General features: G+C 67.2%; 12 protein-coding genes. 9 read left to right on the top strand and 3 right to left on the bottom strand.

Going from position 1 to position 12,725, the window contains the following annotated elements:
• Positions 1–430: 430 nt before the first annotated feature.
• The 3 genes from ABZ896_RS11445 (at position 431) to ABZ896_RS11435 (ending at position 3,534) form a co-directional block, all read left to right on the top strand.
• A complete protein-coding gene (locus tag ABZ896_RS11445) occupies positions 431–2,311 on the top strand; it encodes a hypothetical protein (RefSeq protein WP_360925779.1) in 1,881 nt (626 codons plus the stop codon).
• A 173-nt stretch (positions 2,312–2,484) separates the two neighbouring features.
• Positions 2,485–2,637: a hypothetical protein gene (locus ABZ896_RS11440; protein ID WP_360925614.1), complete on the top strand. Its 153-nt coding sequence runs from the start codon at positions 2,485–2,487 to the stop codon at positions 2,635–2,637.
• Positions 2,638–2,919: 282 nt separating this feature from the next.
• Positions 2,920–3,534 carry a GNAT family N-acetyltransferase gene (locus tag ABZ896_RS11435; RefSeq protein WP_360925611.1) on the top strand — a complete coding sequence of 205 codons (615 nt, stop codon included), beginning with the start codon at positions 2,920–2,922 and terminating at the stop codon, positions 3,532–3,534.
• Positions 3,535–3,797: 263 nt separating this feature from the next.
• On the opposite strand, the gene ABZ896_RS11430 is transcribed toward ABZ896_RS11435, so the two are convergent.
• From ABZ896_RS11430 to ABZ896_RS11420, 3 genes are all read right to left on the bottom strand, one after another.
• Complete coding sequence (locus ABZ896_RS11430) at positions 3,798–4,583, bottom strand: SAM-dependent methyltransferase (RefSeq protein WP_360925608.1); 786 nt, start codon at positions 4,581–4,583, stop codon at positions 3,798–3,800.
• Between the two features lie 62 nt (positions 4,584–4,645).
• On the bottom strand, positions 4,646–4,876 hold the full coding sequence (locus ABZ896_RS11425) for a DUF397 domain-containing protein (RefSeq protein WP_360925606.1): 231 nt from the start codon (positions 4,874–4,876) through the stop codon (positions 4,646–4,648).
• Positions 4,873–5,742 (bottom strand): helix-turn-helix transcriptional regulator, encoded by an 870-nt coding sequence (locus ABZ896_RS11420; RefSeq protein WP_360925603.1) that lies wholly within the window; start codon positions 5,740–5,742, stop codon positions 4,873–4,875. The genes ABZ896_RS11425 and ABZ896_RS11420 overlap by 4 nt, the downstream gene beginning before the upstream one ends.
• 206 nt (positions 5,743–5,948) lie before the next feature.
• Here ABZ896_RS11420 and ABZ896_RS11415 point away from each other — a divergent pair, with 206 nt between their 5' ends.
• The 6 genes from ABZ896_RS11415 (at position 5,949) to ABZ896_RS11390 (ending at position 12,725) form a co-directional block, all read left to right on the top strand.
• Positions 5,949–6,821: a PPC domain-containing DNA-binding protein gene (locus ABZ896_RS11415; protein WP_360925601.1), complete on the top strand. Its 873-nt coding sequence runs from the start codon at positions 5,949–5,951 to the stop codon at positions 6,819–6,821.
• A gap of 27 nt (positions 6,822–6,848) precedes the next feature.
• Entirely contained in the window at positions 6,849–8,309 is a 1,461-nt protein-coding gene (locus ABZ896_RS11410; protein WP_360925598.1) for an XRE family transcriptional regulator, read from the top strand.
• Positions 8,306–9,169: an aminoglycoside phosphotransferase family protein gene (locus ABZ896_RS11405; RefSeq protein ID WP_360925595.1), complete on the top strand. Its 864-nt coding sequence runs from the start codon at positions 8,306–8,308 to the stop codon at positions 9,167–9,169. Before ABZ896_RS11410 ends, ABZ896_RS11405 begins: the two co-directional genes overlap by 4 nt.
• 317 nt (positions 9,170–9,486) lie before the next feature.
• Positions 9,487–10,950 (top strand): XRE family transcriptional regulator, encoded by a 1,464-nt coding sequence (locus tag ABZ896_RS11400; RefSeq protein WP_360925592.1) that lies wholly within the window; start codon positions 9,487–9,489, stop codon positions 10,948–10,950.
• Positions 10,950–11,828 (top strand): aminoglycoside phosphotransferase family protein, encoded by an 879-nt coding sequence (locus tag ABZ896_RS11395; RefSeq protein ID WP_360925590.1) that lies wholly within the window; start codon positions 10,950–10,952, stop codon positions 11,826–11,828. The genes ABZ896_RS11400 and ABZ896_RS11395 overlap by 1 nt, the downstream gene beginning before the upstream one ends.
• Positions 11,829–11,978: 150 nt before the next feature.
• Entirely contained in the window at positions 11,979–12,725 is a 747-nt protein-coding gene (locus ABZ896_RS11390; protein WP_360925587.1) for a 2'-5' RNA ligase family protein, read from the top strand.

Genomic DNA, 12,725 nt, shown 5'->3' with positions numbered 1-12,725 from the left:
GGCCTCTTTGATGAAGGACTGCCATGTCCTCTTCCGCGCTCCGCCCGTCCCGGCTGTCCGAGGCCCTTGCCGCCGCACGCGCTCAGTCCCGCGCGACCCTCGCCGCCTACCTGCCGGCCGGATAGCCCACCCTCGACCAGAGCGTGGATGCCCTCCGCCTCCTTTCCGCCTCCGCGGACGTGATCGAGGTGGGCCTGCTGTTCTCGGATCACGCAGCACAGAGCGTCTGTCCGGGTGAGTCCGCGCAGCGCAGGAAGCCGTTCGCGAAGAGTGGGACATGTGCTGTTTCGTGAGAAGCTGCACGGGCGACTTCGGCATCATCACGGGACGCGCGGGAATGGCCTCCTGCAGCCTCGCGCCGCGAGAGAGAGTGAGCCGACCGAGCAGGGGCCCCGGTTCAGCGCGTCGCGGCGAGGCGACTTCGTTGATCGTGCCCACGCGGGCCCTGGTGCGCCGTACGGTCGTTTCTACGGATGGCGACCGGGTGGTGACACCGGGTCAGGCAGGGGAGGGGATCTGGGGGATGGTCAACGCCCGTACGTACCCGCTGTGGCGGGACCTCGCGATGAGCGAGGACCTCCCCAAGGAAGCCCTCAAGACGGTGATCGGCGCCCTGTGCGCCCCGGCGACGAATCGGGACGGCTTCGACGCCCAGGCGGACCGGTGGCGGGAGACTGCCCTCAAAGCCGCGCTGCCCGCGCTGCTGGCCCGGACCTCTGCCAAGCGGATGCGCGGCCAGCTCCTGGTGCACGCCGACGAGAAGACGCTGGCCGCCCTGGCCGCCGACGGCACCGTGACCACCGCCGACCTGCCCGCCATCCTGCGCCACCGCCGCGTCTGGCCCGGACTGATCTCCGCTCTCGCACGGCACCCCGACCAGGTCGAAGCAGCGATCGCCCTCCTGCCCCGCCTCCCAGACCACGAAGTGGAGCAGGTCGTCCGGGACTGGGATCCCGACCGCTACACCCGCACCAAAGAGACCCCGCCGGCCCCACCTGTTCCGCAGGAACTGTTCGACGCCGTCCTGGAAGCCTGCCTCACCCCGCTCGCCGCGTACCTGCTCCACCCGGAGCCCGAGGAGGGCTGGGAGGCCGTGTCCGCATTCTCGAAGGACTGGTCGCTGGAGCTGGGCGGCCGAGCTGGCTGGGCGATGCTGGCCCGGTGTCCCCAGCGGTGGGCGCAGCTCGCCGCGCACCCCGCGCTCGGGTCGGCTGTCCAACACCTCCTGCTGGACCAGGCCGAGACGCAGGCCCTCGAGGACGCCCGGCTCGACGCCGCCGACCCGGACAGCGAAGAACTCTCCGCTGACCCGGCTCCCGCTCTCAGCGAGGACCTGCTGCTCGCCTGCCTTCCGGCCTTGTGCCTGCCCGAACTGGCTGACCTGCCCAACCCGCGGGTGACCGCCCGCCGGACCCTGCACCACCTCGCGAACCGCGTCCGCAGCAACCCGCGCCTGGCCGACCTCGCCGCCGGCCAGTTGCACGCGGCCGCCGACGCTCTCGTCACCCGCGGCCAGCTGCTCACCTGGTCCGACAAGCAGAAGGGCGACCACGAGTTCGACGGCCGCGTCCTGCGCCTCGCCGATGACCTGGCCCTCCTCAGCGCCAACCCCGACCACCTCGCCGGGGCCTGCGCCCACCTCGGCCGGCTGGATCAGCCGGCCGTCGTCTCCCCCAAGCCGAGCCGGACCCTGATCCGCGTCCTCGACAACGCCGATCCAGACCACGACCGCCCGGCGCGGCTCCTGGAACGCCACTCAGAGCACCGCCGGGTCCAGGCCCTGGCCACCCTCGCCGCGAACCCGCACATCCCGCGCGCCGCCGTCGCGGACGTCCTGAACGGGCTGCACCCCGCCGAGCTGGCCTGGATCGCCGAGAAGGCCGGCGGCCCCGACTGGTTCCTGGCCACGGCGGCCGCCGTCCCGGTGCCCGAAGACGAGGACGACGGTGTGGTGCGGCTGGTGGACGACGACGAACTCGGCAAGCACCCCGACCCCGCGGCCGTCCTGCAGTCCTGGCTCGACTCCCCCGCCACTGGCGAGTTCCTCTCCCGCTCCGAGGTCTACCGCGCCGTCGTGAAATCCCGCTACCGCACCTTGGAGCACCTGCGCCAGATCCCCGCCGACGAGGTCCTCGCCCGCCACGAACCCGAAGTCGCCCTGAAGATCCTGCTGTACCACTGCGGGCGAAGCACGGGACGGTGGGAGGCCCTCGCCGCCGCCATGACCTTCGACTACGACGACGAGAAGATCACCTTCGGCCAGCTCCTCGACTCCCTGGACCCCACGCCCGCAGGGGCGCAGACATCCTGACCTGCCTGCTGCGCGATCCACGCGGTCTGCTCCAACTGCGGGAGGATCCTCGCGGCGGTGCTGCGCGCAGACCTGTTAGATCGGGGCCAACGCATCATCCGGGACGACGTCGGGCGTGGCGGGAAGGTCCCGGTCGGCGTCAGCATCGGCGGATCCACCCAGCGCAAGCAACGATGATCGGCTCCTTCGCCGACGCCGTCATCGTCGGCTCCGCCTCCATCCGCGCCCTCGACGCACACCCTGGGCCAGCAGGGATCGCCCAGGCCGGGCTCCTCGCCCCGCACCTTGCCGCCGCCCTCAAGCACCCACTGCCCTCCGCAGCATGACCGGCGGAGACCCCAGTCTCCGCCCAGCACATCCCTCCGCCCGACGGCGGCGCGCATCAGCGAACCTCCGCGCAGACCGGACCAGCTGACGGTCCGGCAGTACCTCACTCGCCGTCAGCGCTTTCTTCGCCGCATACCGACACACACCGGCCCGGGACGCCCGCGACTTCGATAACAGCACGTCAAAATTTTCGTTCGCCGCGCTGTAAAGCCTCTAAGGTCCCGCCCGGCACACCCACTCATCCGACCGCCAACGGACGAGCACCCACAGGAGCAGATCGCATGCTCACGATGCGACCAGCCACGCCCGAGGACCGCGGCGCCCTCGCGGCGATGATCCAGGCGCGCGCGGACTGGATGAAGGCGCGGAAGCTGCCGAATTGGCGCTGCTGGGGAGAGCACGTACACGAACTGGCCGCAACATGCTCCGGCCGCTACGGCGACATGTGGGTCCTCACCGAGAACAACGACCGCATACTTGGATGCACGACGATCCTGACCGTCGGCGCGCCCTGGGGCTGGACCGGAAGCGAGGCCGAGGATCCCGCCTACTACCTCACCGCCACCGTGACCGACCCAGCCGAACGCCACCGCAAGCTCGGCGCCCTCATCTCCGACTGGGCCGTTGACCACGCCGCACACCAGAACATCGCCTACGTCCGCCAGGACTGCACCTCTCCCGCCCTAGCCGCGTACTACCAAACGCAGCAGTTCACCCTCATCCGAAGAATCGATTCACCTGGCATCAGCACCATGTACGCGATGGAACGCAAGTCACAGAAAATCCCGGGACTGGCCGAGCGGCTCAGGGGCGAAGAATCCGGAGAAGTCATCGCGCGGAAAGTACCCACGCACCCGAAGACACAGAACACCGCGATGGAATGCGCGCGTTCCTGAAATCGCCACCCCGGCTTCAGTCGCGTGCCCAGCCAGCCCCGACCGTCTGCTCGCCCTACGTCAGCTGCGGCAGAGGAAAGCCCGGCACGTACTCTGTGGCCTGGCCGGCCGCGTCATTCGGCTCCAGAATCAGCGCGCCGCTCGCTCGGAACCAGTCCCTGCTTCCCGAGCTCCCAAACCCGGTGCGCTACGAAGCGCTTCCGATCACGGTCCAGCACCGCCCGCCCCCCGCCCGCGTGTTGACCATGTCCATCGGCAGCGCTCTACGGCTTCTGCGCGACGCCGACGTAGAGGGGAACCTGTTCGTCGGCGAACTCCTGATCGGGCTCTGGATGCCAGTTGGTGACGATCTGGACGCCAGGGTCGATCAGGTCGAGTCCCGCGAAGAATCGGGCGAATTCGTCTCGCGAACGTACTTGGGCGGGCACGCCGCTCTTGCGGTAGATCTCGACGGCCTTGTCCCAGCCAGCAGCATCGAAGTCTCCCGTCACGTGCGAGAGCATGAGGAAGCTACCGGAGGGGAGCGGGGCCAAGAGCTCGTTGACAAGATCGTAGGGCCCGTACTCGTCGGAGACGAAGTGCAGGAGTGCCACGAGTGAGAGGGCGACAGGCTCCTCGAAGTTGAGGATCTCCTTGGCCCCTTCGATGATCTTCTCGGGCTCGCGGACGTCCGCCTCGATGTACTTCGTCGCTCCCTCGGGCGTGCTCCGCAGGAGAGCCTCTGCGTGGCGGAGAACGATGGGGTCATTATCGGCATAGACCACGCGTGATTGCGGGTTGACTGCTTGGACGACCTGGTGGAGGTTAGGCTCAGTCGGGATACCGGTTCCGATGTCGAGGAACTGATTCACGCCGCGATCGGCCAGGAGCCGGGCGGCCCGGTTCATGAAGCTCCTGTTGGTGCGAGCGGCGATCCTGATAGCCGGCAGGAACGATATGACCCGCTCGGCGGCTTCCTCATCGACCGGGTAACTGTCCTTGCCGCCGAGGTAGTAGTCGTACATGCGGGCCGGGTGGGGCCGACTGGTGTCAATGGGCTTTAACGTCATCGTTATTCTGCGCGCCTTTCGCGTGTCGGATTGCAGCGTCGGGATTGCGGGCGATGCAGGCCTCAGGAGAGGAGGAAGTCGGCTTCTCCGGCCTTGGCCCCGATGATGAAGGCCGCGATCTCGCCCTGCTTGTAGATCAGTGCGGGCCCATCAGGGTCGGTCGACTGGCGTAGCGCCACACGCCCATCGCCGAGAGGCTTCGCCTCAACGCAGTTGCCAGCGTTGCTACCGCTCCAAGGCTTCACCCACTGTTCGGCTCCAAGCTCCGTGGCGGCGCGGAGAACGTGACTCATAGGTACAACTCCTTGCGAATATCACCAAGAAATGACTTGGTTTCATGCTTTGAGAATGCGTAAACGCTCATCTGGGACAGCGCTTCGCGGAATAGAGCGACTTCTTCCTTCTCCTCGCTGTATCCGGCGCGGCTCAGACTGTCGGTGCAGATGATATCGGGGAGCTCTGGAATCTCGAATCGAAAGATAGTGAAAGGCCCGAAGGCGCCCGGGTGGAGCCCAGCCTCGAAGGGACACACCTGCAGTGACACGTTCGGGAGGTCAGCCACGTCCAAGAGATGCTCGATCTGCTCGCGCATGACGACCGCGCTACCAGCAGGGCGCCGCAAGCTCGTCTCGTCCGTGATGACCCAGAGTTGGGGAGGCACCGGGTCCTTGCGAGTGAGGATTTCCTGGCGCTTGATGCGCAGGTCAACACTTCGTTCAAGAGCATCGGGCGACATACGAGGGAGTCCTCGCTCCATGACGGCACGTGCGTAGTCGGGCGTCTGGAGCAAGCCAGGGATGACTCCAGGCTCGTAGCCGCGGAGCTCGGTCGCAGCTGTCTCCAGCGATACGTGCACGCCAAACCAGCCCGGGAGGACGTCGCGGAAGGTCTGCCACCAGCCAGGCGTAGTCGCTTGGTCAAGGAGGGCGAGGAATTCTTGGATTTCGTCTTGGGGGACTCCGTAGACTTCGAGGAGCGTCTTGACGGTGGCGTACTTCAGAGAGGTCTCGGCCTTCTCCATCCTGGTGACCGTCGTCTGCGCGATCCGCAACTGCTTGGCAGCCTGCACGGCGGTGAAGCCGGCCGCCTCGCGCAGTGCGGCCAGACGCCGGCCTAGGACGATGGCCAGCACGGTTGGGGCCGACCTCGGTTCGCTCACGCCGGTTCCCTCTCCTCTTCGGCCAGCAGCGGTCGTTCGCTGAAGTGTGCCACGGCACCCGTGAGGCGAACAGACTGCAGCCCGAACTATGCAGGTTGCAGAGTGAGGCTTGCCAACACCACAGAGTAACGAGCATAGTTACGTGGTGACCCAGCTCACTTGCCGGATGCACGCTCCCCTGCCTTCACCCCCCAGGAAGGTCTGAGATGCTCGCCCGTCCCACGTTGCTCCGCGTTCTGCTGGAAGAACGCCGATGGGACAACTGGGTCGTGTTCTGCGAGCACTTTGAACAGGCAGCGCGTGAGCTGGCCCTGAAGAGCAACTCACCAAGAACCGCTGAGGTCACGGTAGGTCGCCGTACTTTCGACCGGTGGTTCGCCGGGGACTGGTGCAGGCGGCCACAGCACGATGCGGCCCGTGTACTGGAGCACCTCTTCGAGTTCTCCTGCGCGGACCTCTTCAGTCCGGCACCCGACATGTCCGCAGCAGCGGGCTCAGCCCCCTCAGCGCGCAACTTCCACTCCTGGCCGACCTGCGGTGCGGCTCCGACCGAACAGCCATCGAGCACGCCTTCGCCCCGTACTGCTGACTACGCATCCAGAGGATTCTTCATGCGTTCCACGAAGATCACCCGAGGACGCGAGTTCGTCCTCGCCATCGATCACGGTGAGGACTTCTTCGACTCCTTGGAGAAGTTCTGCGCCGAGAACGAGGTTCGCTCTGGCTACATCCCGACCTTCATCGGCGGATTCCGCCACGCCCGGTTGGTGGGAATGTGCGGGGCTATGGACAACCCGGAGGCTCCTCTCTGGGACGCGGTCGAGGTCCAGACCCTTGAGGCGCTCGGTGGCGGCACTCTCGCCTGGGACACCGAGCGCGACCGGCTGGCCCCCCACATCCACGTGTCGGCCGGCCTGAAGGAATCCTCGGCCGATGGGCGTACGAGTCATCTCCTCGCGGCCGAGGTGCAGTTCATCGCGGAGTTGCTTGTTGTCGAGATCGCCGCTCCAACTCTCACACGACCGCGGCTGGCAAGCCTCTACGACGTTCCGCTGCTGACGTTCGACCAGCAAGGCTGACTGCGGCTCGACAGAAAGGCGCGTGCGATGCAGGTCAAGACGATGACGCTCTTCCGTCAGCTCGTTCAGGAAAAGGGCTGGACCACCGTCCAGACCTTCGGCGCGCACTTCACCACAGCCGCACGGGAGCTGGCCGCCGAGACCGGCGAGCGACGACTCGCCGACGTCACCGTCTCCCGGCGCACCTTCGACCGATGGATGTCCGGCGACATCAAGAGCATGCCCCAGAAAGACACCCGCCGGATCCTCGAACACCTCTTCCAACAGCCCGTCGTCCGGCTGTTCGCCCCACCCCCGAACACCACGATCAACCCGGCTGCTGGAGCCGCATCGGCGCCGCCCCCGGTAATGAATCCGGACGGGATCGGGAATCTGTTGGCTATCACCGGCAGAACGGCCTCGGCCCTGCGGGGGCGACCTGTTCAGCCGCGCATCCTGGAGGAGCCGTGTCCCTCCGAAGACAGGACTGAGCCCGTGAACCGTCGCCAGTTCCTCGCCATCAGTAGTGTCGCCGCCCTATCCACGACTGCTCTCGTGGATCTGGCCTCGCCTGTGGAGCTCGGTGACCTTCCCAAGGCCATTGCCCCCAAGCACATCGACCAACTCGCAGATGCCGCTACCCGGCTATCGGCGTGGGACCACCGCGATGGCGGCGGCGGGTTCGTCCGGCGTGTCGCCGCCGCCGAGCTGGAGTGGGCAGCGGCCAGCCTGCAGTGTCCCTGCCCGGAGTTGTTGAGGGCGCCCCTGTTCTCCACGGTCGCATGGCTCGCCGTTGTGGTCGGCACAAGCGGATTTGACGCCTACCATCACACTGATGCCCGCCGCGCATTCGCTTTAGCGACTGCGTGCGCAGAAGAAGCGGGCGACTGGCATCTTCGTGCCAAGACCTACTCAATGAGGGCTCGCCAAGAGATCTGGACTGGTGACCCCGACCTCGGCCTGACGTACGCGGAGGTCGGGCTCGCGCGCTCGGACCGCCTCACAGCCACCGAGCAAGCCATGCTGCATGCCGCCCGCGCCCGCGCGTTCGCGAAGATGGGTGACGTGCAACAGACACTCCGCGCCATCGGCCTCGCCGACGAGTGCTTCGAACATGCCAGCCCTCAGAACGATCCTCTGTGGATGCGTTACTACGACGAGGCCCAGCACCAGGGCGACACCGGTCACGCCCTGTACGACCTTGCGCGGTCCGGTTTCGTACCGGAGCGCGCCGCGCGCCGGCTGCAGTACGCAGTTGATCACCACACTGAGGCATACGTGCGCTCCCGAGCGATCTCCCGGACCAAGCTCGCCTCCCTGACCATGCTGACCGGGGACCCAGAGGAGGCGACCCTGATCGGCCACGCCGCCCTCGACGAAGTCGGGCACCTTACCTCCCGGCGAGCGGCCGCGGACATGCACGAGCTCGTCCAGACGGCAGTACCCCATCTCAGGAGCTCCGATACCGAATCCTTGTGCGAACGAATCCTCGCTACGGTGCCGGCATGACCGTACTCGCACGGGCATCGGCAGCCGCAGGACTTCCCACCGCCCCGGCCGACCCCATCCGGATAGCTGAGAACGAGACGTGGAGACTGCCCGGCGGAGTGATCGCGCGGATCACGAAGCCTGGGCAGTTCGCTGCGGCGGCGCGCGAAGTGGCGATGGCGCGCTGGCTCGCCGAGAACGGCCTTCATGCCGTCCGGCCTCTGGAAGGAGTCGATCAGCCCGTCAGCGTGGACGGTCGCGCCGTCACCTTCTGGCACGAACTTCCGGCGCACCGCTTCGGCACGGTGCTTGACGTTGTCCGGCTACTCAAGAAGCTCCACAGCCTGCCTCTCCCCGACTTCCCTGTCGGCCACCTCGACCCGTTCGTGCGACTGACTGAGCGCATCGACGCAGCCGAGCTTCCCTCGGAGGGGGAGCGAGGCTGGCTGCACGAGCGTGTCCGAGAACTACGCTCCGCATGGAGTCTCCTGCCGGCGGGCCTGCCGCGCTGCGTCGTCCATGGAGACGCCTGGATCGGCAACACCGCGGTCTCGGAGGATGGCACCGCCTATCTCCTTGACCTCGAGCGCTGCTCTGTCGGCCCTCCCGAATGGGACCTGGTGTCGACTGCGGTGAAGATCAGCTCGGTCGGAGGAGTCAGCCGTCAGGAGTACCAGCAGTACACCGCGGCGTACGGGTTCGACGTCATGGAATGGCCCGGATTTCCGACCATGCGTGACATACGAGAGTTGCGTATGACGACGTACGCGCTCCAGCATGCCAACGACCACCCTCGGTTCGGACCGGAGGCTCGGCACCGCCTGGACTGCCTTCTCGGACGCAATGGCCCCCGCCCCTGGGTTTGGACCGCCGTGACCTGACCGATCCCGCCGCGACGATAAGCCCGTACTCAGAGCCTCTACGGCTGCGTACGGCCCGGGCCCGAGACGGACCGGAGAAACCAGTGAGGACACCTATGCGCGCCACGCACTTACGCCGAGACCGGGAGTCTGTCTTAGCCGTCGACCCCACCTCCGCCGATGGGTGTACGAGTCATCTCGTCAGGGCCACGGAGTTGCTTGTTGTCGAGATCGCCGCTCCATCTCTCACACGACCGCGGCTGGCAAGCCTCTACGACGTTCCGCTGCTGACGTTCGACCAGCAAGGCTGACTGCGGCTCGACAGAAAGGCGCGTGCGATGCAGGTCAAGACGATGACGCTCTTCCGTCAGCTCGTTCAGGAAAAGGGCTGGACCACCGTCCAGACCTTCGGCGCGCACTTCACCACAGCCGCACGGGAGCTGGCCGCCGAGACCGGCGAGCGACGACTCGCCGACGTCACCGTCTCCCGGCGCACCTTCGACCGATGGATGTCCGGCGACATCAAGAGCATGCCCCAGAAAGACACCCGCCGGATCCTCGAACACCTCTTCCAACAGCCCGTCGTCCGGCTGTTCGCCCCACCCCCAAAGGCCGACACCAGCCTCGCCACCGACCCTCAGCAGGAGACTTCTCGGTCACCCCTGTTGCCAGGCATCCCCGAAGACATCAACCAGGCCGTCGGCTCCCCCGACGCACTCGGCGCGCCGCCGGAAGCCGTGCGACTCCATTTGGAGGGCGCCACAGGCACGTCTCATGACGACCACGATCTGCGCGCTTTGTCCGTCCAGGCGGCCGTCGCATCGCTGGAGTTCGCCGAGTCCGTCATCCCCAGCAACGTTACCGACGACACCCTCGAACACCTCTCGTTCGAGATCTCGCGCATCGCCACAGACTACGTACATGCACCGCTCCTACCGCTTTTCGGCGACCTCCTCCATGTTCGCGACCAGGTCTTCACCCTCCTCACAGGGCGGCAGCGCCCCCAGCAGACTAGGGAACTGTTCCTTCTGGCGGGCACGACCTGCCTATTGCTGTCCCACGCCTCCCAGAACCTCGGAGACACCCGCTCCGCCATGGCTCAGGTACGCACCGCATGGACCTGCGCCGAGCAAGCCGATCACACCGGTCTCCGTGCCTGGACGCGGGGAACCAGCGCACTGATCAACGAGTGGTCCCCGCAGAGCCGCATGGCGCTCAAGCTCACCGAACACGCCGCCGCCCTCGCCCCCGCCGGCGAATCCCGCATCCGCATCGCTGCCATCGAAGCCCGCACCGCCGCCCGCCTCGGCGACCGCGCCCGCGCGCTCGCGGCCGTCGAGCGACTGCATCGCGCGCGCGAGGAGACACCCGAGAAGGACGAGGTCGAACAGTTCGGCGGCCTGCTCAGCTTCCCGGTCGCCAAGCAGGAGTACTACCTCGGCGGCACCTTTGCCCTCCTCGGCGAGCACGCCGATGCCGAGCGACACGCCACTGCAGCCGTCGAGCGGTACGTCACCGGCCTGCCCGAGGAACGCTCGTACGGCGACGAGGCCCTGGCCGTCATCGACATCGCCACCGCCAAGCTCGCCCAGGGAGACCTTGCCGGCGCGGCCGAGCGTCTGCGGCAGATCCTCGTCCTCCCACCGGAGCTGCGCATCCAGCAACTCGGCAAGGCCATGGACCGCGTCGCCGCGCTCCTGCAGCAGCCCGCCTTCGCCGGAAATCGCGACGTCCGCGAGCTTGCCGACCTCGCCAGGAGCTACCGCGTCATCGACGCCGGAAGCCGGATACCTTCGTTGTGATGACCACGACCTACGCAGCCCAAGAAGACGCCATCCGAGACGCGTGCCGCACCCTCGGGCTGTCCGCCCGCGGCCTAACTCCGCTGCGGCGCCACGCCACCTCTGTCTACCTTCTCCCCCAAGACGGCATCGTCGCCCGTGTCAGCCCCCGGGACCAGCGCGAGGCCGTGGCCAGATCCGTAGCTCTGACGCGCTGGCTCGCCGGCCAGGGCCTCGCCGTGCCCGAGACGATCAACGTCCCGCAACCGATCGAATGCCCGCCCTACACGATCACCCTCTGGACTCACTACCCCCAGCCAGACGGACCGCCCCCGTCGCCCGAGCATCTCGGCGCGCTCCTCCGCCAACTTCATGCCCTGCCGCAGCCCCCCGTCAAACTGCCTCCCTACCAGCCCCTTGCCACGCTTCAAAGGACCGTGCAACAGAGCACCGCGCTCTCCAGCAGCGACCGGAGCTGGCTTCAGGACGCCGTAGCCATGGCCCTCAACGCGTACAGCCACCTGGAATTCCCACTGGGCGAGGGGCTCGTGCACGGCGACGCCTACCCCGGCAACACGCTATGGAATGGGACCAGCGCACTGCTCGGTGACTGGGACGAGGCCGCCTTCGGCCCACGCGAGGTCGACCTCGCGAACACCTTCCAGGGCGTCCGCTTTGGACGCACCCAGCAGGAGCTCACGGCGTTCGCCCACGCTTACGGGTACGACCCAGCGCAGTGGTCGGGACTCTCCGTCCTCACCCGGATACGGGACCTGCACACCCTAGGCTCATTCATACGACGCACCGACAAAGGCGACGGAGTAGCCGTGGAGCAGCTCACCTTCCGCTTGAACACTCTCCGCAGCGGCGATCACATGGCGACATGGAGCGCTCATTGAGTGGGGGCGCCATGGTCCCGCCCCGGGCGTGGACCGTCGTAACCTGCCCGATCCCCACGAACTGTGCGGAGGGGCCCCGTACGCAGCGTCTCTACGGCCCGCGGTATGGGGCCGGGCTGCGGCACAGTGCGCCAGTGAGGAGACAGGCCCGTGACGCCGCAGCTGTTGGCCGACCCCCAGGCGTTTCCACCCGCGCCTCCGGCTGACCTCGACAATTCCCGGACGATCACCGAACACGACTGGAAGGCGTTCACCTCCATAGACTGGCTTGACGATCACTGGTCCCGGCCTGGATGGCCAATTGGTCGCCGCGCGTACTACTGGATGCTTACGTTCCCTGATGCCCCGGCCCTGCTCAACCAGACCCGGCACTGTCAGATGGAACTCGCGCATCTGGGCATGGACCCCGTGCCTGGCGACGGGCTCCACGTGACCATGCCCCGGATCGGAGACACCGCGAACGTCACGAAGGACCAAGTGCAACACCTCGCCGAGCTGTCCGAGCACCTGCCGTTGGAACAGTTCCGGCTTCTCGCACACCCCCTCGCCGGATCACGGGGCGCGGTGCGCTTCAGCCTCTCCCCCTGGACTCCGCTTGTCCGGCTGCATGCTGCCCTGCACGCCCTCGGCCGCCGAGCCGGCGTACCCGGCGGCGGAGCCACGACCGCCTTCCGACCTCACCTCGGCATTCAGTACAACAACCGTCGTCGCCCCGCCAGTCCTGTGATCGACAGCGTGGCGCGTCTGCGCGCGCTTGCGCCCGTGGATCTCGAGATCACCAGCGTGGACCTCGTCGAGCTTCGCCAGACCACCGGAACACCACGGGCCTACTGCTGGACTGTCGTGCGAACGGTTCCGCTCCGCCCCAGTAGCCGTCGGGAGCAGCGCACGCGATGA

The organism is Streptomyces sp. NPDC047072, from assembly GCF_040643855.1.
GTDB lineage: Bacteria > Actinomycetota > Actinomycetes > Streptomycetales > Streptomycetaceae > Streptomyces.
This window is presented reverse-complemented; position numbering and strand designations above follow the sequence as displayed.